The organism is Achromobacter pulmonis, from assembly GCF_902859765.1.
Taxonomy (GTDB): domain Bacteria; phylum Pseudomonadota; class Gammaproteobacteria; order Burkholderiales; family Burkholderiaceae_B; genus Achromobacter; species Achromobacter pulmonis.
Genome location: NZ_CADIJV010000035.1, coordinates 29814 through 51147, shown reverse-complemented (window position 1 = coordinate 51147; position 21334 = coordinate 29814). Strand labels below are relative to the sequence as shown.

Annotated in this window: 21 protein-coding genes and 1 pseudogene; 6 read left to right on the top strand and 16 right to left on the bottom strand. The window is 69.9% G+C overall.

Annotation, left to right across the window (positions count from 1 at the left end; genetic code table 11):
- Positions 1 to 85: 85 nt before the first annotated feature.
- Positions 86 to 787: a translesion DNA synthesis-associated protein ImuA gene (imuA, locus tag HV701_RS22850; protein WP_175135285.1), complete on the bottom strand. Its 702-nt coding sequence runs from the start codon at positions 785 to 787 to the stop codon at positions 86 to 88.
- Between the two features lie 314 nt (positions 788 to 1101).
- On the opposite strand from imuA, the gene HV701_RS22845 reads away from it, so the two are divergent.
- Positions 1102 to 2163, top strand: coding sequence for a methyl-accepting chemotaxis protein (locus HV701_RS22845; protein ID WP_336885400.1), 1062 nt, complete (start codon positions 1102 to 1104; stop codon positions 2161 to 2163).
- Positions 2164 to 2176: 13 nt separating this feature from the next.
- Here the strand turns inward: HV701_RS22845 and HV701_RS22840 are convergent, their stop codons facing one another.
- Positions 2177 to 3718 carry an amino acid permease gene (locus HV701_RS22840; RefSeq protein ID WP_236756520.1) on the bottom strand — a complete coding sequence of 514 codons (1542 nt, stop codon included), beginning with the start codon at positions 3716 to 3718 and terminating at the stop codon, positions 2177 to 2179.
- Positions 3719 to 3879: 161 nt separating this feature from the next.
- Between HV701_RS22840 and ypfH the strand changes: the two genes are divergently transcribed.
- Positions 3880 to 4599: an esterase gene (ypfH, locus tag HV701_RS22835; protein WP_175135283.1), complete on the top strand. Its 720-nt coding sequence runs from the start codon at positions 3880 to 3882 to the stop codon at positions 4597 to 4599.
- Positions 4600 to 4778: 179 nt separating this feature from the next.
- On the opposite strand, the gene HV701_RS22830 is transcribed toward ypfH, so the two are convergent.
- The 7 genes from HV701_RS22830 to queE all read right to left on the bottom strand — a co-directional run bounded on the left by HV701_RS22830 (position 4779) and on the right by queE (position 11206).
- On the bottom strand, positions 4779 to 6200 hold the full coding sequence (locus HV701_RS22830) for an efflux transporter outer membrane subunit (protein ID WP_175135282.1): 1422 nt from the start codon (positions 6198 to 6200) through the stop codon (positions 4779 to 4781).
- A gap of 55 nt (positions 6201 to 6255) precedes the next feature.
- Complete coding sequence (locus HV701_RS22825; protein WP_175135281.1) at positions 6256 to 7167, bottom strand: efflux RND transporter periplasmic adaptor subunit; 912 nt, start codon at positions 7165 to 7167, stop codon at positions 6256 to 6258.
- Between the two features lie 2 nt (positions 7168 to 7169).
- Positions 7170 to 7382, bottom strand: a complete 213-nt coding sequence (locus HV701_RS22820) for a DUF1656 domain-containing protein (protein ID WP_175135280.1) — start codon at positions 7380 to 7382, stop codon at positions 7170 to 7172.
- The gene (locus tag HV701_RS22815) at positions 7379 to 9433 is read right to left on the bottom strand and encodes an FUSC family protein (RefSeq protein WP_175135279.1); all 2055 of its coding nucleotides are present in this window, start codon (positions 9431 to 9433) and stop codon (positions 7379 to 7381) included. The genes HV701_RS22820 and HV701_RS22815 overlap by 4 nt, the downstream gene beginning before the upstream one ends.
- A complete protein-coding gene (locus HV701_RS22810) occupies positions 9430 to 9903 on the bottom strand; it encodes a MarR family winged helix-turn-helix transcriptional regulator (RefSeq protein WP_175135278.1) in 474 nt (157 codons plus the stop codon). Before HV701_RS22810 ends, HV701_RS22815 begins: the two co-directional genes overlap by 4 nt.
- Before the next feature lie 230 nt (positions 9904 to 10133).
- Complete coding sequence (gene queD / locus HV701_RS22805) at positions 10134 to 10577, bottom strand: 6-carboxytetrahydropterin synthase QueD (RefSeq protein ID WP_175135277.1); 444 nt, start codon at positions 10575 to 10577, stop codon at positions 10134 to 10136.
- The gene (gene queE / locus HV701_RS22800) at positions 10574 to 11206 is read right to left on the bottom strand and encodes a 7-carboxy-7-deazaguanine synthase (protein WP_175135276.1); all 633 of its coding nucleotides are present in this window, start codon (positions 11204 to 11206) and stop codon (positions 10574 to 10576) included. The genes queD and queE overlap by 4 nt, the downstream gene beginning before the upstream one ends.
- Positions 11207 to 11392: 186 nt before the next feature.
- Here queE and arfB point away from each other — a divergent pair, with 186 nt between their 5' ends.
- The 3 genes from arfB (at position 11393) to HV701_RS22785 (ending at position 13354) form a co-directional block, all read left to right on the top strand.
- The gene (arfB, locus tag HV701_RS22795; protein ID WP_175135275.1) at positions 11393 to 11809 is read left to right on the top strand and encodes an alternative ribosome rescue aminoacyl-tRNA hydrolase ArfB; all 417 of its coding nucleotides are present in this window, start codon (positions 11393 to 11395) and stop codon (positions 11807 to 11809) included.
- 99 nt (positions 11810 to 11908) lie between these two features.
- On the top strand, positions 11909 to 12250 hold the full coding sequence (locus HV701_RS22790; protein ID WP_175135274.1) for an ArsR/SmtB family transcription factor: 342 nt from the start codon (positions 11909 to 11911) through the stop codon (positions 12248 to 12250).
- Between the two features lie 45 nt (positions 12251 to 12295).
- Positions 12296 to 13354, top strand: a complete 1059-nt coding sequence (locus HV701_RS22785; RefSeq protein WP_175135273.1) for an alkene reductase — start codon at positions 12296 to 12298, stop codon at positions 13352 to 13354.
- 49 nt (positions 13355 to 13403) lie between these two features.
- Here the strand turns inward: HV701_RS22785 and HV701_RS22780 are convergent, their stop codons facing one another.
- Positions 13404 to 14246 (bottom strand): CPBP family intramembrane glutamic endopeptidase, encoded by an 843-nt coding sequence (locus tag HV701_RS22780; RefSeq protein ID WP_175135272.1) that lies wholly within the window; start codon positions 14244 to 14246, stop codon positions 13404 to 13406.
- A gap of 239 nt (positions 14247 to 14485) precedes the next feature.
- On the opposite strand from HV701_RS22780, the gene HV701_RS22775 reads away from it, so the two are divergent.
- Positions 14486 to 14860 carry an MAPEG family protein gene (locus tag HV701_RS22775; protein WP_175135271.1) on the top strand — a complete coding sequence of 125 codons (375 nt, stop codon included), beginning with the start codon at positions 14486 to 14488 and terminating at the stop codon, positions 14858 to 14860.
- Between the two features lie 74 nt (positions 14861 to 14934).
- Here HV701_RS22775 and HV701_RS22770 read toward each other — a convergent pair whose 3' ends face one another.
- The 6 genes and pseudogenes from HV701_RS22770 to HV701_RS22745 all read right to left on the bottom strand — a co-directional run bounded on the left by HV701_RS22770 (position 14935) and on the right by HV701_RS22745 (position 21327).
- A complete protein-coding gene (locus HV701_RS22770; RefSeq protein ID WP_175135270.1) occupies positions 14935 to 15369 on the bottom strand; it encodes a carboxypeptidase-like regulatory domain-containing protein in 435 nt (144 codons plus the stop codon).
- Between the two features lie 81 nt (positions 15370 to 15450).
- The gene (locus HV701_RS22765) at positions 15451 to 16257 is read right to left on the bottom strand and encodes an NRDE family protein (RefSeq protein WP_175135269.1); all 807 of its coding nucleotides are present in this window, start codon (positions 16255 to 16257) and stop codon (positions 15451 to 15453) included.
- A 3-nt stretch (positions 16258 to 16260) separates the two neighbouring features.
- Positions 16261 to 18243, bottom strand: coding sequence for an FUSC family protein (locus HV701_RS22760; protein ID WP_236756522.1), 1983 nt, complete (start codon positions 18241 to 18243; stop codon positions 16261 to 16263).
- A gap of 134 nt (positions 18244 to 18377) precedes the next feature.
- Positions 18378 to 18854 (bottom strand): annotated as a pseudogene (locus HV701_RS22755) (YbaK/prolyl-tRNA synthetase associated domain-containing protein); the annotation flags it as partial.
- A 128-nt stretch (positions 18855 to 18982) separates the two neighbouring features.
- A complete protein-coding gene (locus HV701_RS22750) occupies positions 18983 to 19702 on the bottom strand; it encodes a response regulator transcription factor (protein WP_175135268.1) in 720 nt (239 codons plus the stop codon).
- Positions 19703 to 19845: 143 nt separating this feature from the next.
- Positions 19846 to 21327, bottom strand: coding sequence for an efflux transporter outer membrane subunit (locus HV701_RS22745; protein WP_175135267.1), 1482 nt, complete (start codon positions 21325 to 21327; stop codon positions 19846 to 19848).
- Positions 21328 to 21334 lie beyond the last annotated feature (7 nt).

Genomic DNA, 21334 nt, shown 5'->3' with positions numbered 1-21334 from the left:
CATGCCGGGGCGCACGCCGGCCTGGCGCGCGGCGGGCGTGAGGGCGGCGACGCGTTCCTGGTCCAGGACCGCGTAGGCCTGGGCCTCATGCGGCCAGTGCGGGCGCAGGGCGTCCAGCGGCAGGCAGCGCAGGCAGGCGGCGATCCAGAGGCGCATGAGGGCGGGTGGGCGCCGCGACGCCGGGCTCCAGGCCCACGTACAGCGGGGCCTCGCAGACCGGTCCGCGGCGCTTGAGGATGTGGACGGACAGCCCGCCCGGCGCGGGCGCGAGCGCCAGGCGCAAGGGGGCGGGGGTGGCATGCTGGGCCGCGCTGGCCGGGCGCAGGGCAACGAACAGCAGGTCGCTGGCCTGCGCCGCCAGGTGCAGCCGGCGCAGCGCTTCGGGACGCACGTGCGGCAGCCAGCAGAGCAGCGCGCCGCAACTGCCGTTTTTCAGGATCTGCTCGGCGGCCCACAGGGCGTCCAGCGGTTTTTCGGGGGCGACCCAGAGCAATTGGCGCGGGTCGAGCCGCCAGCTCATCCAACTGGCGATGTGCGGCGCGTGCGGCGGCTGCACCAGGGCGATGGCGCGGCGCGTTTCCAGTTGCGCCAGGGCCGGGCGCAACAGGCGGATTTCGCCGATGCCGGGTTGCGGCGCCAGCAGTTCGATCAGCGATCCCAGCGGCCAGCCGCCGTCCGGCAGCTCGGCCGACAGGGCGGCGTGGCCGGTGGGCAGGCTGCGGGCGGCGCCGCGCGCCAACTGAGTGGCGCGCCACAACGCGGGATGGATCTGTTCTGGCGACGGCATGGCGGGCGGGCGACCCGGTTTCTCTGGGTGAAGACGCGGTGGACGGCGCGGCAGCCGGGGGTAAGCCCCGGGCTGAAGCTGCTTTTGCTGTATGAATATACAGTATTTTACCCGACCCGGAAGGCTAGGGATGTATCCGCCGGTTGCACCGTATTGGTGCGCGCCGCGCGACCCGCTTCGAGGCGCGCCGACCCGCAGCCATGCCCGCCGTGCCCTTGGATGGGGCGACTCATTAACCCGTGCACGGCTTGGCACGCTTCCTGCTTGTGTCCCCATGTCACCGTCTCCTCTCGCAACAACGTCCAACAAAAGGAGTGCTGAACATGGCCCATCAACCCGAACGCATCGTCGAACTGTCGCGCCGCGTCGAGCGGATTTCGAACGAGAAGATCGAGAGCATCGTCGACATCAACCAGCAGGCCAAGTACCTGTCGCTGAATGCGCGTATCGAGGCCGCGCGCTCGGGCGAGGCGGGGCGCGGATTCGCGGTGGTGGCCAATCAGGTGCAGTACGTGTCCGAGCAGATCACCGGCATTGCCGACGCGCTCAAGGAAGAGTTGGCTGGCTCCATCGCCGACCTGATCCGCATCGGCGAGCACACCCTGCACGAGATCCGTGGCTACGAGGGCCGCCGCCTGAGCGACCTGGCGCTGAACATGATCGAGACCATGGACCGCAACCTGTACGAGCGGTCCTGCGACGTGCGCTGGTGGGCCACGGATTCCGCGGTGGTGCGGGCCTTGCAGGAACCCGGCGCCGACAGCGCGCGCCACGCCAGCGGCCGGCTGGGCGTGATCCTGGACAGCTACACGGTCTACCTGGACTTGTGGGTGGCCGACGCGCAGGGGCGGGTGGTGGCCAATGGCCGTCCGGACCGCTATCCGCAGGCGCGCGGCGCCAACGTCAGCCAGAGCGAATGGTTCCGGCGCGGGATGGCCACGGCTGACGGCGGCGAATACGTGGCCATGGACATCGACCGCGCGCGGCTGCTGGACGGCGCCCACGTCGCCACCTACGCCACCGCGATCCGACGTGATGCCGACAAGCAGGGCGAGCCGCTGGGCGTGCTGGGGGTGTTCTTCGACTGGACCCAGCAGGCCGACAGCATCGTCAAGTCGGTGGGCCTGTCGGAAGAGGAATGGGGACGCACCCGCTGCCTGCTGGTCGACAGCCGCCAGCGCGTCATCGCCGCCTCGGATGGCGCGGCATCGCTGCAAGAGCGCTACGTGCTGCGCCACGACGAGCAGCCCCGCGGCTACTACGAAAACGCCGACCGCGGCCTGGTGGGGTTCGCGTTGACGCCGGGTTATGAAACCTATGCCGGCCTGGGCTGGTACGGCGTCATCGCGCAGCGCCCGCGCAACGCTTTCGAATAGCGCTGGCGCGGGTTCAGGACCGCGCCGGCTGGCCGGCGGCCACCGGCGCGTCCTGGCCGACGCCGGCGGCGCGGTCGGCCTCGAAACCGTAGAACCGCATGTCTTCGTAGCGGATCCAGCGCGACTTCTTCACCAGCCGGTGGCCGATCCAGAACGCCAGGAACAGCGGGATCGCCAGGTAGGTCGAGACCACCCCGATCCAGTCGATGCGCTCGTCCAGGAAGGCCTGGTAGTTCTGGCCCAGCGTGACCAACAGGCACAGCACGAAGGCCAGCAGCGGGCCGAAAGGGAACAGGCCGGCCTTGTAGGGCAGGTCGGCGGTGTCGTAGCCGTGCTTCACGTAGCCCTGGCGGAAGCGGTAGTGGCTGACCGCGATGCTCAGCCACACGATGAACTCGGTCATGCCGGCGAAATTCAGCAGCCAGATGTAGACCGCCTTGGGGCTGTAGACCACGCTGAACATGCACAGGCAGGCCAGCGCGGTGGTGGCCAGCAGCGCGTACAGCGGCACGCCGTTGCCCGTCACGCGCTGGAACAGCTTCGGCGCCTGGCCCTCGGCCGCCATATTGAACAGCATCCGGGTGGCGGCGTACATGCCCGAGTTGCCAGCGGACAGCACCGAGGTCAGGATCACCGCGTTCATGATGGTGGCCGCCGACAGCAGCCCGGCGTGCTGGAACACCAGCGTGAACGGGCTGACAGCGATGTCCTCGACCTCGTTGCGCAGCAGCTGCGGGTCGGTATAGGGAATCAGCAGGCCGATGATCAGGATCGCCAGCACGTAGAACAGCAGGATGCGCCAGAACACGTGGTTGATGGCGCGCGGCACGTTGCGGCGCGGGTTCTCGGATTCGCCCGCGGCCACGCCGACCAGCTCGGTGCCCTGGAACGAATAGGCCACCACCATGGCCACCCCGACCCAGGTGGCGGCGTTGCCCACGAACGGCGCCTCGCCCACGCTCCAGTTGCGCAGGCCGACCGGCGCGTCGCTGTGGATGATGCCGACCAGCATGGCCAGGCCCAGTACGATGAAGCACAGCACCGCCACCACCTTGATGATGGCGAACCAGTATTCGGCTTCGCCGAAACTGCGCGCCGAGAAGGCGTTCAGGCCGAAGGTCAGCGCCAGAAAGGTCACGCTCCAGATCCACCCCGGGGTATCGGGGAACCAGTACGCCATCACCAACTGTGCGGCCACCACGTCCACCGCCACCACCGTGGCCCAGCTGAGCCAGAAATTCCAGCCCAGCGCGAAGCCGAAGCCGCCATCCACATAGCGCGAGGCATAGGTGCAGAAGGAGCCCGACACGGGCATGAAGGTGGCCAGTTCGCCCAGGCTGGTCATGATGAAATAGACCATCAGGCCGATCAGCAGGTAGACCGTGAGCGCGCCGCCCGGGCCAGCCTGGGCGATGGCCGCGCCCGAGGCGATGAACAGGCCGGTGCCGATGGCGCCGCCCAGGGCGATCATGGTCAGGTGGCGCGCCTTGAGCACGCGGTGCAACTGGTTCTTGCCGGCCGGCGGGGTTCCCGAGTCTGTCGTCGGTGTTTTCATGGAATGCACTGGTTGATGCAAAACGCTGCGCCGGCCACGATCGCCCGTCAGCGCCTGGTGGGCACCGGGGGCAGTAGCCGGCCCGGTGGGCGCCTTGCCTAGGATTGCGTGTGACCGGCATTTTACAATGGGGCCACCCAGTGCCTGTCCGGAGCCGTAGCATGGCCACTTCTTCCTCTCCATCCCCCCGCGAAATCGCGTTCCTGCCCAACCCCGGCACCGACGTGCGCCAACTGTTCATCCTGTTGCACGGGGTCGGCGGCACGCCGGACAACCTGGTGCCGCTGGCCGAGGCCGTGCGCGCCGCCTTTCCCAGCGCGGCGGTGCTGATTCCCGAGGGCTTCGAACCCTTCGACGGCGGCGCCGCCGGCCGCCAGTGGTTCTCGGTGCGCGGCGTGTCCGACGACAACCGGCCCGAGCGCGTGGCCCAGGCCCTGCCGCCGCTGGAAGCCTACGTGAAAGCGGCCCAGGCCCGCTTTGGCCTGTTGCAGTCCGACACCGCGCTGGCCGGCTTCTCGCAAGGCGCCATCATGGCGCTGGAACTGGTGCAGGCGCACGATGGCATGGCCGGCCGCGTGATCGCGTTTTCGGGCCGTTATGCGCAACTGCCCAAGGCCGCGCCGCAGTACACCACGCTGCACTTGCTGCATGGCGCCAACGATCCGGTCATGCCGGTGGCCCTGATTCAGGCGGCGCAGGCGCGGCTGGACGAGCTGCATGGCGATTCCACCATCGACGTGGCCACGCACGTCGGCCACGAACTGCATCCGGCTCTGATCCAGCGCGCCATCGTGCGCCTGCAGACCTGCGTGCCGCTGCGCAGTTGGGAAGCGGCGCTGGGCCTGAACCAGTCGCCGCCCGACGGCACCACGGTGCATTGACGGCGCGCCGGTGAGCCTCGCCAAATCCGCCGCCGCGCGTCAGCCACGGCTCGGGCGCAATGGCCGGTGGAGAGAAAGGAGAGGGAGCGTGGCCCGAGCGGACGGGCCAAGGGGATGCCGCCAGGGCCGGGCCCGGCGGGCGCCATGATCGGCGCGGAGCGTGCGCTGGGGCTTGCCGGTTACTGCTCCCAGCCGCCGCCCAGCGCCAGGAACACGGCGATCTGGTCGTTGCTGAGTTCGGCCTGGCCGGCGGCCAGCGCGCTTTCATTGCTGGCCAGGGTGCGTTCGGCGTCCAGCACCGTCAGGTAGTCGGTCTTGCCATACTGGAACAACTGACGCGCCTGCGCGGCGGCCTGCGCCGCCTGGTCGCGCGCGGCGCGCAGCGCGGCCTGGCGGTCGAGTTGGCGCGCATACACCACCAGCGCGCTCTCGGTTTCGCGCAGCGCGTTCAGCACCGAGGCGTCAAAGCGCGCCACGGCGGCCTTGGTGTTGGCCTCGGCCTCGGCGATGCGCGCCTGCACCGCGCCGGTATTCGGCAGCGTCCAGGAGATCAGCGGACCCACGCTCCAGCTGAAGGTGCCGCGGTCGCCGAACATGGCGGCCGGGCCGCCCGAGGCGCCCGACAGGCCCAGCGTGATCTTGGGGTAGAGGTCGGCCGTGGCCACGCCGATGCGCGCGGTGGCGGCGGCCAGCGCGCGCTCGGCCTGGCGGATGTCGGGACGGCGGCGCAGCAGCGCGGCGCCGTCACCCACCGGAATGGTTTCGCGCAACTGCGGCGCGGCGGCGCATTGCAGCAACGCGGTCGGAATCTCGGCCGGCGTCTGGCCGGTGAGCGCCGCCAGCCGGTACAGCGCGGTGCGCTGCTGCGCCTGGAACGGCGGCAGGCTGGCGCGCAATTGCTCCAGTTGGCTGCGCGCGCGGGTGACGTCCAGCGCGGTGCCACGGCCGGCGCGTTGCAGACGGCTGACGGCGTCCAGCGATTCCTGCTGCACCTTGACCGAGTGTTCGGCCGAGGCCAGTTGCATGCCGGCCGAACACAGGTTGGCGTAGGCGCGCGCGGTTTCGGCCGCGACCGTGACGCGGGTGGCGTCGTAGGCGGCCTGCGCCGCCTGCGCATCGGCGCCGGCCGCTTCCACCGCGCGCCGGATCTGGCCGACCAGGTCCACCTGGTACGACATGCTGGCGCCGGCCGAGTATGACCAGCGGTTGGGCGGGTCGATGCCCGGCGCCAGTTCCTGGATGCCGGACACATGGCCGAAGCTGGGCGAGGCGTTCATGCCCAGGCTGGGGTGTTGTTGGGCCTGGGTTTCGCGCACGGCGGCCTGGGCGCGTTCGAGGTTGGCGCTGGCCACGCGCAGGTCGGTGTTGGCGGCCAGGGCCTTTTCCACCAGGCCGTCGAGCACCCGGTCGTTGTACAGGCGCCACCAGCGTCCGGGCACCGGGTCGCGCAGGAACACGCCTTCCCGCGCCTCGGCGAACGGTGCCTGCGCGTCGGGCCGGGTGGCGGCCGCGTCGGCGGGCACCTGGTAGTCAGGGCCCACGGCGGCGCATCCGGCCAGCGCGGCGGACAGCATCAGCGGCAGGAGGAATCGGGTGTTCATGGCGGTTACGGCTTGGCGTTGTCTGAAAGGTTGCGGGGTTGCGCGAGCGCGGCGCTCACGAGGGCTGGCGCGCGCCGGTTTGCGCGGACGGGGCGGCGTTGACCACGACGGTGGCGGTCTGGCCGGCGACCAGGCGCACGCCCGCGGGCACGTCGTCGATCTTCACGCGCACCGGGATGCGTTGCGCCAGGCGCACCCAGTTGAAGGTCGGGTTCACGTTCGGCAGCAGGTTGGCGCCGGTGCTGCGGTCGCGGTCGGCGATGCCCAGCGCGATGCTTTCGACGTGGCCGCGTATCTGGCGGTTGTCGCCCATCAGCGTGACGGTGACGGGGTCGCCCGTGTGGATGCCGGGCAGCTTGGTTTCTTCGAAATAGCCTTCGACGTAGAACGAGCTGGCGTCGACCAGCGCCATCACGCCATGGCCGGCGCTGGCGTACGAGCCGGCGCGCAGGTCCAGGTTGGTGACGCGGCCGTCGGTTGCGGCTAGCACGCGGCTGCGTTCCAGGTTCAGGCGCGCGGTGTCCAGCTGCACCTTGGCCTGGGCCAGCGCGGCTTCGGTCTGTTGCAGCTTGGCCTGGCTCTGTTCCCGCGTTTCGGCGGCCACCAACTGGCCCAGCGCACGGTTGCGCCTGGCGTCGCGCAGCGCCTGGTCGCGCGCCACCTGTTGCGAGCGCACCGAGGCTTCGGCCTGGTCATAGGCCAGCTGGAAGCGCGCGCGGTCGATCTCGAACAGCACGTCGCCGGCCTTGACGTCCTGGTTGTCGTGCACCGGCACGGCGGTCACCAGGCCGGACACGTCCGGGGCCACCTGCACCACGTAGGCCTTGACGCGGCCATCGCGGGTCCAGGGTTCGACTTCATAGTGCACCCACAGTTGCCAGCCGGCGTAGACGGCGGCCGCGACCACGGCGGCGGTCAGCGCGAACTTGCCGAGGGCGGCGGGGCGCAGGGCGTTGGGGAGTTTCATACCTATCTCTGCACAAAATAAGGGGAAATGAGGGAGACGCCATACAGCAGCACGATGAACAGCGCCAGATCGAACAGCGCCGGGTGCCACACCAGGCGATACAGCCCGGCGCGCGCCAGCACGCGGCGCACCGCCCAGGCCACGCCCAGGGTGATCACGCCCAGCACCAGCAGCCAGGGGAAGTAGATGCCATAGAGGTTGAATTCGCCGATCATGATGTTTCCAGCGTGGGATGGGCGGGTTGATAGTCGGCCGCCTCCGGGAAGAAGGCGCGGCGCAGGCCCACCAGGGCCACCATCGCGCGGTCGCGGGCGGCGATGGTGCCGGGCGTGGCGCTGACGCTGGCCAGGGCCCGGTCGATCTGCGCCAGCATCTCGGCGGTCTTGCCGCCACCGCGCCGGGTCGAGCGTTCGCGGAAGAAGCGGGCCAGGCTGTCGAGCACCGGCGCGATGCTGGCGTCCGCCATGGGCAGGTGGCGGCGGGCGCGTTGCAGTTCGGCGATGTCGCGGCCTACGCGCAGGTCTTTGAGCGCGTCGGCCGCGATCAGGTCGTCGGCGCGCTTGGCCAGTGCCAGGCGCGGTTGCAGCAGGCCGATGCGGTCGAGCATGCGGGCGGCGTAGGTGTGGCGGGCCGGCGCGCGTGGCGAGCTGGCCAGCGCGGCCAGTTCGTTCCAGTTGGCGGCCTGGATGCGGCGCGCGCTCCAGTCGGCGCTGACGGTGCGGAAGATGGCGGCGATGATCGCGGCGGTGGCCACGCCCAGGCACTGGGCCAGTTGCGCGTCGATGAACGACACCAGGTCGGCCGTGTGGGTGTCCTGCAACGCCATGGTGCCCAGGAAGCCGAACAGCATCGCCATGGCCTTGCCGGTGGAGGCCGGCCGCGCGATGAAGATGCCCAGCACGAAAGCGGTGGGCAGCATCGCCAGCGCCAGCATTTCGAACGAGTGGATGGCGGGCATGATGCCCAGCAGGTACAGCGCCGACAACGGGATCGAATACACCGTGTAGGTCAGGAATTGCATGATGCCCGGCACCGGATTGTCCTGCGAGGCGAAGAAGCTGCTGAAGATGGCGGCCATCAAGGCAGCGGTGGCGCCGTTGCTCCAGGCCGTGCCGATCCAGAACAGGCAGACGACCGAAATGGCCACGCCGGCGGCGGCGGCCGACAGCAAGGCCATGCCGCGGTCGCGGTGCAGCGTGCGGTTGGTGGCGCTGGCGCCGCCGGCGGCGCGCGGCGCGCGCAGCGGGGCGCCGGCCAGTCCGGCGCGGATCTCACGGCGCAGCGCCAGGCATTCGTCATAGGTGTCGATCAGTTCGCGCAGCCGCGTCATCAGGCTGGCCAGCAGCGCATCGCGCCAGCCCGAGCGGCTGTCGATGGCGGGCGTCAGGCGCGAGACGGCGGCGCGCAATTGCACCGCGGTTTCGTGGCTTGCCTGAGCGCCGGCGTTGATCCATTCGGAGATGTCGGCCAGCACCTGCGAGACGGGCTCGGGCAGGGCCTGGCCGTCGGCCTGCAGGGCGCGCATGCGGTCTTCGACGGCCGAGACGGCGGGGGTGAGCGCGGCGATCTGGTCCTGCATGGCGCGCACCGCGCCGGCGGTCCAGCGCAGGTTGCCGGTGTCGAACGGCACGTGGGTCGACAGCAGGCGCAGTTGGGTGATGTCGTTGGCCAGTACGCGGCGGTCGCGGTCTTTCTGTTCGGCGGTCTGGCCGCTCAGGGTGTCGTGGATCCAGAGCTTGGCGTCGCGCACCGCCTTGTCCAGCTGCAGCGTCAGGGCCGGCGCCAGGCCGCGCGGCAGCACGATGCTGTGAATCAGCGTGGCGCAGACGATGCCCAGGCTGATTTCCTCGACCCGCGCCAGCGCCGTGTCGAACACCAGCGACGGGTCGGTGACGCTGGGAAAGCCGATCATGGCGGCGGTGTAGCCGGCCAGCATGAACAGGTACGAGCGCGGGGTACGGTCCAGCACCGACAGGTACAGGCAGAAGCCGACCCAGGCCACCATGGCGGCGGTCATGACCACCGGCGAATTGGACAGGCGCGGCACCATGTAGACGGTCATGGCCGAGCCGCAGAAGGTGCCGACCAGGCGGTACAGCGCCTTGGAGCGCACCGCGCCGGACCAGGGCTGGGCCACGATGTAAGCCGTGGTCATGGCCCAGAACGGGCGCGGCAGGCCGATGCTGTACGAAAGATAGAGCGCCATGATGGCGCTCAGGTAACTCTTGAGGGAGAAGATAGTCTCGCGGACGTTGGGCAGTTTCATGGCCGCGGGTCCTCCTGGGCGCCGGCGGCACTGCGCCCCAGGGCGGTCTTGAGCGTCTCGAACACGCGCAGGCAGGCCTGCAGGTCGGCTTCGCTGATGCCGCCGAACAGGCGCCGGCGCAGTTCCACCAGCACGTCCTCGACCTGCTTGCGCAGCGCATGGCCGGCCTCGGTCAGGTGCAGGGTCTTGGCGCGGCGGTCGTGCGGGTCTTCGCGCCGTTCCATCAGGCCGGCGGCGACCAGTTGGTCGAGCACGCGCACCAGGGACGGACCTTCGACTCCCAGGGCCTCGGCCAGCGCGCCCTGGCGCACGCCGTCGCCGAGCCGGCCGGCCAGGATCACGGGCCAGGCGGTGGCTTGCGACAGGCCGTAGTCGGCCAGGGCCTTGTCGGCGGCGCCGCGATAGGCGCGCGACAGCACCATCAGGTTGGCGGTGGTGGCCATGAGCTGGGAGTCGGTGGGGGTCTTCATGGAAATCGATTGTATCCTATCTATTAGCTTACTATTAATTGAAAATAGTGAAGATCTCCATTGATTCTTTCAATCGGAAAAATCAGGGGCGGGTGTTCCGTGGATGGAAAGCCGGGCGGGCCAAGCCAGGCCGCGGCGCCCGGCGATCCTGGTGTGGCGGGGCGGGACGCCCGGGGGCGGAGATGTCGCGGCAGCGCGGGCGGGCGGTTTTGCCGCCGCGCGCGGGGGCATCAGGCGTTGCAGTCGGCCCAGCAGTTGGGCGTTTCGTACAGGCGCACACGGGTCAGGCGCAGGTCGGCGCCGTAGTGGCCATGATAGTGCGGCGCCAGGATCTCGAAGATGATGGCGGCCAGGTTTTCGGCGGTGGGGATGCGGTCCAGCACCACGGTCTTGTGGTCGGGCATCGAATCCAGGAAGCCGCGCACGGCGGTGTCGCCCTCGAAGACCAGGAAGGCGTGGTCCCAGACGTCGACGATGTGCGTCTTGGCGATGCGCTTGATGTCGGCGAAGTCCATCAGCATGCCGTTGTCGGATTCGCCAGGAGCCTGGACGACGTCGCCGGTCAGGGTGATTTCGAGCACGTAGCGGTGGCCGTGCAGGTTGCGGCACTGGCTGCGATGGTCGGGGATGCGGTGGCCGGCGTCGAATTCAAGCCTGCGGGTCACGGAAATCATGGAATGCCTATGTATTTATGGGTCTGCAGGCTCAGGCGCCATTGCGGGTGCTGCATGCAGTACTGGACGGCTTGTTCGGTGTTGGCCTGGCGGGCGGGGCCGTCCATGGGTTGCAGGAAGAAGTGCTCGAAGTCCAGGTGTTCGAAACGCGGAGGCAGGGCGTTGGGCTGGGGGTAGACCAGCTTGAGTTCGTTGCCGCGCTCGATGACGACGGGGGCGGTGCCTTTGGGGCTGACGCAGATCCAGTCGATGCCGGGCGGCGGCTGGACGGTGCCGTTGGTTTCGATGGCGACGGTGAAGCCGCGGGCGTGGACGGCGGCCAGCAGGGGGGCGTCCAGTTGCAGCAGGGGTTCGCCGCCGGTGAAGACGATGTAGCGGTTGGCGGTGTCGGGGCCCCAGGCGGCTTCGATGGCGTCGGCGAGCAGGTCGGGGGTGGCGAATTTACCGCCGCCTTCGCCGTCGGTGCCGATGAAGTCGGTGTCGCAGAAGGTGCAGGCGGCGCTGGCGCGGTCGCTTTCGCGGCCGGTCCAGAGATTACAGCCCGCGAACCGGCAGAAGACCGCCGCGCGGCCTGCGTGGGCGCCTTCGCCTTGCAGGGTTTTGAAGATTTCTTTGGCGGTGTAGGTCATGGGGGATGGCGCTCGGGGCGAGCGCCCAGGAGGGGGGCAAAAGCGCATTATTTTAGTCGTTCTTGGGGGCGCGGGTCTGGGATGTCCTTGATGTCGTGGGCTTTTTCGCTTTTTGGGGAATCCGCAGGCCGAGGGCAGGGCGCTTCGCAGGTCGCCCTGGGCGTGGGGCTTATATACTCTCGCGCTATGTTTCATGTTCAAGATTCTCTCTATATCGACGAGCGCGAGATTGAGTTCTCGATGATCCGGGCGCAGGGCGCGGGCGGGCAGAACGTCAATAAGGTGTCGAGCGCGGTGCATCTGCGGTTCGATGTGCGGGCATCGTCGTTGCCGCCCGAGATCAAGGAGGCGTTGTGCGCGATGAGCGACCATCGCATTTCCAAGGAGGGGGTGATCGTCATCAAGTCGCAGTCGTTCCGCAGCCAGGACAAAAACCGGGCCGAGGCGATCGAGCGGCTGGTGAATATGGTGCGGGCGGCGGCGAAGGTGGACAAGCCGCGCCGGGCGACCAAGCCGACGCGGGCGTCGCAGCGGCGGCGGGTGCAGCGCAAGGTGCTGCATGGCGAAGTCAAGCGGCTGCGGGGAAGGGTGCAGGGCGAGTGAGGGTTCGCCAGGGCGCCGGGAAAGCCCCTCGGCCGGCAGGGGTATGACGTTATATCGGGATATCTCGATATAAGATTCGATAAATTGCGATATTTCAATATGACGACCACTGCTTCCACCGCCGCCGAGGCCTCCACGCAGATCGATGTCGACGCCATTCTCAAGGCGTTGGCCAATCCCGTGCGCCGCGAGATCCTGGGGTGGTTGAAGGAGCCGCAGGCGCACTTCCAGGAACGTCCGGGCCATACCTTTGAACACGGGGTATGCGCGGGCCATATCGACGGGCGTTGCGGGCTGTCGCAGTCCACCGTGTCTTCGCATCTTGCGGTGCTGCAGCGCGCGGGGCTGATTTCGGCCACCAAGGTGGGGCAGTGGGTGTTCTTTCGTCGCAATGAAACCGTGATTGCCGCGTTCCTGCGGCAATTGAACCAAGACATGTAGCCTGCCGCCGCTACCCAAGCCCGCCCGCCGGGCAAGAGGATTGTTATGAGCCTGCTGTTCGAACCCTTGCAAGTAGGGGAGTTGACCCTGCCCAACCGTATCATCATGGCCCCGTTGACGCGCCAACGCGCCGCCGAAGGCCGTGTGCCGAGCGACCTGATGGTCGAGTATTACGTGCAGCGCGCAACCGCCGGGCTGATCCTGACCGAGGCTACCTCGGTGACGCCGCAGGGCGTGGGTTATGCGAATACGCCGGGGCTGTGGTCGCAGGAACAGGTCAAGGGCTGGCGCAAGGTGACGTCGGCGGTGCATGAGGCCGGCGGCCGTATCTTCGCGCAGTTGTGGCATGTGGGCCGGATTTCCGATCCGATCTTCCTGAATGGCGAGCTGCCGGTGGCGCCGAGCGCGATCGCGGCGGGCGGCCATGTCAGCCATGTGCGGCCCAAGCGCGCCTATGTGGTGCCGCGCGCGCTCGAGACCGATGAGATCCCGGGCATCGTCGAGGCCTATCGCCGTGGCGCGCAGTTGGCGCAGGAGGCCGGCTTCGACGGCGTCGAAGTGCACGGCGCCAACGGTTATCTGCTGGACCAGTTCCTGCAGGACAGCACCAACCATCGCACCGATGGCTACGGCGGCTCGCTCGAAGCGCGGGCGCGCCTGATGCTGGAGGTGGTGGACGCCTGCGTCGGGATCTGGGGCGGCGGCCGCGTCGGCCTGCACTTGTCGCCGCGCGGCGACGCGCACACGATGGGCGATTCGGATCCGGCCACGACCTTCAACTATGTGGCGCGGGCGGCGCGCCGGCGTGGGCTGGCTTTCATCTGCGCGCGTGAGCACGAGGGCGCCGACAGCCTGGGGCCGCAGCTCAAGGAATCGTATGGCGGCGTGTATATCGCCAACGAAGGTTTCACGCGCGAATCGGCCGAGGCGGCGATTGCCGCGGGCCGCGCCGACGCGGTGGCTTTCGGCGTGCCGTACATCGCCAATCCGGACCTGGTGCGGCGTTTCGCCCTGAACGCGCCGTTGAATACGCCGGATACGTCCACCTTCTACGCCTCGGGCGCGTCCGGCTACACCGACTATCCGGCGCTGGCGACGGTCTGAGGCGCGGCGCCGTTGCCCGCCGCGACGGGGCGGCAACGGTGTTGGTGTATCAGTGCAGCGCGGCGCGCATCGGGTAGGTGAACAAGCCGTAGTGCGCCGCGTTCAGCCCCAGGTGCGCCAGCACCGCCGCCGCCAGGCCGCCATGGCGGTAGGCCAGGCCGTAGGCCGCGCCGGCGATGCCGGCCAGCAGCATCCATTGCCAGCCGCCGGCGTAATGCGCCAGCCCGAACAGCAGCGCCGCGACCAGCAGGGCGGCGGTGGCGCCCCAGGCGCGGTCGCGCCAGCAGCGCGCCAGCCGTTCCTGCACGTAGCCGCGGAACAGGGCTTCCTCGGCCAGGGTCACCAGCAAAGCGTTGTTGAGCAGCCAGAGCCAGCCCGATGCCGGCCATTTGGGCGCCCAACCCACCACGCCCAGCGCCAGCGCCAATCCCAGGCAGAGCACGATGGCGCCCGTGCAGGCGGCCAGCGCCGCCATGAGCGTGGCGCGCGGGCCCGCGCCGGCCATGGCGGGCGTGGCGGCCAGCACCACCCAGAAGGCCACCAGCGGCTTGTCCAGGTTCAGGTACATGCCGAAGGGCACGGCATCGGGCGTCAGCGCCGCGCGCGCGATGACCTGCGGGTTATGGAATCCGGGCAGCCAATGCAGGAACAGCAGCGCCGCCAGGACCAGGAACAGCGCGTGGCCGGCGGCCGGCGCCCGCGATGGGCGCGCCAGCAGCGCGGCCAGTGCCAGCAGCGCGGGCCAGGCCAGCGCCAAGGGTTCGATGCCGCCCTGCGTCCAGGACCAGCCATAGGCCAGCGCCAGGGGCAGCAGCGCCCAGCGGCGCGTGGCTGGCGGCCACAGCATGGCGGCGGCCAGGAACATCAGGGATCCCGGGGATGCGAGGGGCATGGTTCTTCCTGCGAAAGGGCGGGCGGCGCGTCGCCGGCAGGGCGTTCACGGGGGCGCGCGGCGTCCGGACCCGCAAGTGTAAGCGCCGGGAGGCTGCGCGCGCTGCCTGTGCCCATGGCGGCGTTTGCGCGCGCCGTTGGTCACCGGCCGCTTTTCATTTCCGCGCTTTCGGGCGACCATGCCGCAGCGGCGCTTCCCGCCTGGTGGCGGGAAAGGCAGAGGCCGCGCAAGGAGCAGCAATGAAACTGATCGCATGGTTGATGTTGGCGGCGGCGATCCTGCCGTTTGTGTGCACGATCGTCGCCAAGGCCGGCGGCAAGAAGTTCGACAACAACGACCCGCGCGCCTGGCTGGCGCGCCAGGAAGGCTGGCGCGCGCGTGCCAATGCCGCCCAGGCCAACACCTTCGAGGCGCTGCCGTTCTTCTACGCGGCGGTGCTGTTCGCGCTGTACAACCAGGCGGCGCCCCTGCACGTGGCCACGCTGATGGCGTGCTGGCTGGGCGTGCGCCTGGGTTATCTGGCGATGTATCTGGCGGGCTGGGGCGCGCTGCGCTCGCTGGTCTGGGCGATCAGCGTGGGCTTTGTCATTGCCATCCTGTTCGCGGGCGTGTAGGCCGCGGCCACGGTCCGTGCCTGGCCTGGGGCGCCCCGCGCGCCTGACCAGGCCGCATGGCCGTTATTCCTGGTTCACTTCCACTCGAACACGGCGCGCGCCGTGCCGCTGTTCTGCACGTTGACCGCGCGTTCCTGCGCCTTGCCGTTGTAGGTGGCGGAAACCTTGTAGCTGCCGGGGGGCAGCTTGACCAGCAGATAGGGGCCTTGCGACTCGGCCCGCAGCACCTGCTTGCCGTGGCTATCCGTGATGGTCACGGCGACGTCGGCGACGTAGTCGGCCTTGCCGTCGCGCTGGGCGGCGAAGGTCAGCGCCAGCGGGTAGTCCTTGGCGGCGGCCTTCATGGACTCGGATTCGTCCAGGCCGATGCCGCCACTGACATATTGCACGCTGCCCTGGTGCTGCACGGCCGGCATGGCGGCCTGGGCGGTGGTCAGGCAACCCGCGAAAGCCAGGGTGCCCAGGGCCATGGCGGCGGCCATGGTGCAACGTTCGATGCGCTTGTTCATGCAATTCTCCTTGAAGCGATGATCACGCAAGAACTTCGACCGGCATGGCGGCGGCGAGTTCGCCACCGGTCGAGGGTTTTCTCAGGGCGCGGACGATCCGGGTGGATCGCTCGCCTCCCGTGCGTGCCAGTCGAATGCCAGGACGCTTTCGCCATTGGCTTCGCCATCAGGGGCGAAACGCTTTTCGCTCAACAGGCCGGTACCGTCGCCGCGCAGCGCCAGCACAGTGGAGCTGCGGGTGCCATAGCTCGGACTGACGATGAAGGGGCTGCTCAATAGCTTTTCACGATCCGGCGCCAGGCCGGTGGCGGGCAGGTCGGCGTCGTCGGCCGGGCTGCGGTCGGCCAGGGCCTCGAACAGCGCGGGCAGGTCGGGTTGCGGAGCGTGTGCCAGCACCCGTTCGAAGGCGGCCTTGGTGCGCGCCAGCTTGGGCCAGGGCGTGTCCAGCAGATGGTTGGACAGGGCATAGACGCCGGCCGCCAACGGCCGGGGCGCGCCGTCGCGGTTGCTGGCGTACCAGGCGCCAGCGGCATCGCCGACGATCAGATTGAAGCCGTTGTATGCCTGGCCGGCGGCATGGGCGGCGGCGATGTAGTCGGCCGGGCGGGCGTTGCCGCGCAGGAAGTCCTCGACCAGCGCGCCGCGCGAGGGGGCGTCGGCGATCACGCGACCGGGTTCGCGGAAATTGGTGACCAGCGCATAGCGGCCACCGCGGGTCGCGCCCATCCAGGTGCCGCCGGCCAGCGCGTCGCGTCCGCCGTATACCTGGGCGGCGTCGGGCCATTGCGCCGCCGGCAGCGTGGGGCGCGCGTGGAATTCATCGCGGTTGGCGGCGATCAGGACGGGAATGCCCGGCACGGTATGCAGGGCGAGAACGGCAAGGCACATGGTTCAGTCCGGAGAGAGGGGTGGGGATTGAGGCCGGGCGCGCCCGGGCGCGGTGGCGAAGCCGGGGCCGGCCAGGGTGGCGCGCAGGGCTTCGATGGCATCGGCGGCATCGCGCAGCGCGGCGTTGCCTGTGGTCACCGGGGCGGCGCCGACGTCCAGGCCCTGGACCACTGCCTGGGCCATGGCGTGCAGGGTGTCGGACAGCCGCGCCACCGCGACCGGTTCGGGGGGCGGCTGGCCGGCAGGCAGCGCCCAGGCGCTGTCGGAGATGGCGTTGGCGATGCGTTCCAGGGCCACCTCGACCGGCCACCAGGCCAGCGCGCGGCGGCTTACCAGCCGGGGTTCGGAGAGGCCGCGCTGCAAGGCGATGCGCAAGTCGGACAGGCGGGCGTAGGCTTGCGTGCGCAAGTCGTGCCGCGTGGCGGCGTCGGCCTGGAACACGGCGTTCAGGTAGGCGGCCAGGGTGTCGATGGCGGTGGCGACGGCTTGGTCCAGGTTGTGGCGCTCGATCCGCATCCAGGGCAGGTAGCCCACCGCCAGCACGATGGCGGCGGCCACCGCCACGTCTTCCAGCCGCGCCAGCGCGATCGGCCAACTGCCCGGCTGCAGCGCGCCGATCAGCAACATCAGGATCGGCAGCAGGATGGCGGAGAACAAACCGTAGTTGCGCCGGATCGACCACGGCAGCAGGGCCGCCAGCGTGGTCACCGTCAGCACGCTGGCGATGCCGTTGCGGTCCAGCGCCAGCACCGTGGCGCTGATCGCCACGCCCACCACGCTGCCGGCGCAGCTTTGCAGCGCGCGGGCAAAGACCGAACCGAAATTGGGCTTGAACACCACCACCACGATCAGCGGCACCCAGTACGAACGCGGCAACGCCACGGCGTGCGCGACGGTCTCGGCGACGATCAGGCACAGGCCCAGCCGCAGCAGGTAGCGCACGGCGGCGGGGCCGGGCCGGTAGGTGCGCGCCAGCACGCGCCATGGCGTGCGGGGGCGCGCCGGCGCCAGGGCGGGAACCGTGTCGGGCCGGACCGGGCCGCTGCCTTCGAGCAGGGGGCGGGCCTGGGCCAGCGCGTCGGCCAGGGTCGTGGCGCCGGCCTGGCGCAGCGCCTCGATGTCCCGGGCGGGCGTTTGCGGGATGTCGTTCTCGACGTGATCGGCCAGCCGGTTGATGACCCGCGCGCAGTCCCGCGGCAGCACCCGGCCGGCGCGCGCCAGCGCCAATGCGGCGTCCGACAGCGGGGTGCAGGCCTGCAATTGCGAGGCCAATCGCGCCAGCCGGGGCGAGGAGCCGGCGGCGCGGCGGCGGGCCGCCAGCAGCGTGCCGTAGGCCGTGGCCATGGCCGCTTCCATGTCGCGCCGCGCCGTCATGATGCGCGAGGTGCCGATGGCCGCGTACATGGCCGCCAGCTTGCGGTAGGCCAGCGCCACCGCGGCCCGCTCCGGCGCGGTGGGATTGACCAGCCATCCCAGCAGCGTCAGCGCCAGTCCGAACAGGCCGCCCGCGCCCACCAGGGCGGGTGGCACCCAGGCGGGCAGCGGCGAGCTCAGGCTGGCGCCCACGATCACGTAGGTGGCGAATTGCAGGGTGGCCACGGCGGCGATGTTGTTGAAAGTGCCGAGCAGGCTGGCGATCAGCACCAACACGGTCATGCCGACACTGCCGAGCAGGCCGTGGCCGGCCAGGAGCGTGCCCAGGAAGTAGCCGAACGCGCCGCCGAACACCGTGCTGCCGATCGACAGCGCGCGGTTGCGGTAAGGGCCGCCGTTGTCGCCCGTGATGGCCGGCAGGGCGCCCAGCGCCACCAGTGCCGCCGCCGCGCTCTGGTCCAGCAGCAGGCCGGCGGCGGTCGGCAGGCCGAGCGCCAGCGCGGCGCGCAGGGCCACCCAGCGGCTGACCGGCGACGGCTCCATGTGCGCCAGGCTCATCAGCCAGCGCATATTGGTGCTGCGGGCGCGGCGGGCGGCGGGGAGATCGGGCAAGGGAACCTCGCTGACGGAAAGCGGGAGCCTGTTGATACTACCGGGCGCCTTGGTCACTCACTGGGGCGTTCATTGGGGAGCTCATGCGAGGCGCCTTCCTGTGCCGGCTGGCTCGCACGCGCGCCGTCCTGGCGCTTGATCAATGGTGCTTCCTGTGGCGCGGCCAGGCGGAAGTAATCGGCGGTGGCCATCAGGATGGAGGCGTCCAGCCGGCCGGCGTTGAACACGATTTCATCGTGCCGCAGGCGCAGGCTCGGATCCACCAGCAAATGCAGATCGGGATTGAAGCTGAAGGGCGGAATCGCGCCGATCTCGCAGCCGGTGAGTTCGCGGGCCAGATCCTGCGAGGCCAGCGATGCTTTCTTGCCACCGGCGGCGCGGGCGATGGCGTCCAGGTCGGCCTGTTGGTCGGCGGGAAACACCGCCAGCACGTTTCTGCGCTGGTTGGATGAGATCTTGACGCGGCAGACCAGCGCCTTGGCGCCCTGGCTGACGGCGGTGCCGCGCACGGCGGCGACTTCCACCGAGCGGCCGGCGGCGGGATGGGAAATGAGGCGGTAGCGGGCCCGGTGCTCGTTCAACAGGGCTTGCAGGCGGTCGTAGACGTGCATGATGAGGGCAAAGGGTCGTGGCGGGGGGCCGGCAGGCACGCCGGCCATGCCGCATGATACGTCGGCCGGCAGCCATCCGCGATGGCGCGGCGGGGGGCGCCCGCCATTGCGTGCGCGCGATGCGTTGGTCAAATGTCGCCGGTGAAGGCGTAGCCCCATCCCCAGACGGTGCGGATCGGCAATTCCATATTGGTTTCCTGGGCCTTGCGCCGCAAGCGGCTGACCACCACATCGGTGCGCCGCAGCGATTCGCGGCCGGTTTGCGGATCGCCGGCCAGCACGTCGCCGCGCGGCATGCGCTTGTCGGGACTGGCGGTCAGCTTGAGCAGGAAATCGCGTTCGGCCTGGGTCAGGGCCAGGCGCTTGCCGCGCGGGCTGACCAGGGTCCAGGCGGCGTCCTGGAACTGCCATTTGCCGTTGGGTTCGGCAGGCGGGGCGACGCTGGCGCGGGAGTCGGCCTCGGCCGGCCGCCGGCCGCTCAGCGGCACGCGCCGCACCAGCGCCTGCAATGCCGCGGCGATCTCGGCGCTGGCCACGTCGGGCGGAAAGCAGGCGTCGGCGCCGCAATGCAGGCCGAGGATGCGGTTTTCGGGGGAGTCGAAGGTGGACACCGCGACGATGCCGGCGGTGGTGTCCATGGCGCGCAGGCCGGCGACGGCCATGCACAGGTCGGTCAGTTCGGCTTCCATTACCAGTAGCGGTGTGCGGCGAGCCTGGAACAGGCGGAACAGGCCATTGGAGTCCTCGCAAGCGCGCGGCGAGAACCCCATGCCCGCCAGCGCGTCGCTGCGCAGCGCGCGTTGGCGGGAGTCGGGTGAGAAGACGATCAGGTCTAGTAGGTCATTCATGAATCGTTGTCGAGATCAGTGCAGCTTGAGCGCATGCATGATGCATCGGATACAACGGATTCCTAAACGTCGCACAACACCATTTTCTGACCCGAATTCTCGGACATGATGCGGGATCGCTTGCCCTGGCGCGGCCTCGCGGGCTATGGCGCGCCGCGTGTCGGGTCTGGCGCCGGGGTGTTCCACCACCCGCCTCCGAGCGCCTGCAGCAGGGCGGCGGTGTCGGCATAACGGGCGGCATCGGCCGCGCCGCGGGCAATGCGCGTCTGCAGCAACTGGCGCTGGCTGTCCAGCATCTCCAGGTGGCTGATGCCGCCGGCCTGGTAGCGGGCGCTGGCGATGCGCGCGGCGTCGTCGGCGCGGCGCCAGGCGGTGTCATACGCATCGTAGGCCTGGGCATCGGTCTGCAGCGCGCGCAGGGCGTCGGCAACCTGACGGAAACCGTCGAGCACGGTCTGGCGGTAGGCTGCGGCGGCGGCCTCGTAGGCGGCTTGGGCCGAGCGCGTGCGGGCGCGCAGCTCGCCGCCACGGAACAGCGGTTGCACCAGCCCCAGCCCGAGGTTCCAGACATTCACGCCATCGGTGATATCGCCGGCCCGGGTGCGTTGCGACCCGAAGCTGGCGGTCAGGGTGAACCGCGGGTACTGATTGGCGGTGGCTACCCCGACCTGGGCGGAGGCCTGGTGCAGCAGGGCTTCGGCGGCCAGGATGTCGGGCCGCTGGCGCGTCAGCGCCGAGGGCACGCCGGTGGGAATTTCGGCCGGCAGCGTCAGGTCTGCCAGGCGCAGCGGCGGCGTCTGCCAGGCGGCCGGCGGCAGGCCCAGGTAGGTGGCCAACTGGTGGCTGGCCTGAGCCAGTTGGTATTGCAGCGGCGGCACGCCGGCCTCGGTCTGCGCCAGCAGCAGTTCCTGGTTGCGCAGATCGGCCTCGGCGATGCCGCCGGCCTGCAGGCGTTGCGCCATGATGTCGCGCTGGCGTCGTTGCGCGCGCAACAGCTCGCGGGTGTCGGCCAGGCGGGCGGCCAGGTCGGCCTGGCGGATGGCGGTGGTGACCACGTTGGCGGCCAGCGTCATGCGCGCGGCCTGCAACTCGTGCGACTGGTAGTCCACCTGGGCCGCCAACCCTTCCAGCGCGCGGCGTTCGCCGCCGAACACATCCAGTGTGTAGGACACGTCGATCGAGGCGTTGTAGAGCGTGAACGGCGGCGGCTGCTCGGCCACCGGCACGCCAAAGGCGGACGGGTCGACTTTCTGGCGCGCGGCCGACAACTGGGCGTCGACTGCCGGCAGCAGGCGGCCGCCGGTCTCCGCGTTCAGGTCTTCGCTGGCCTGGCGCAGGCGCGCGCGGGCCTGTTCCAGCGTCGGGCTGGCCTCCAGCGCCTGGCGCACCAACGCGTCCAGCGCATCGGAGCGGAACAGATGCCACCATTGCGCCGGAATGTCGGCGGCGGTCAGGCGCGGCTGTGAGGGGCTGGCGTTGGCCGCCTGCGGCGTGGCGTAGGCGGCGACGGGCGGCGCGGCCGGCCGGCTGAAGTCAGGGCCGACGGCGCAACCCGGCAACAGGGCGCAGGCGGCCAGCCAGGCGCTGCGGCGGACTAGGCGAGGGCGAACGGGCGGAAGGGGCATGGGTGGG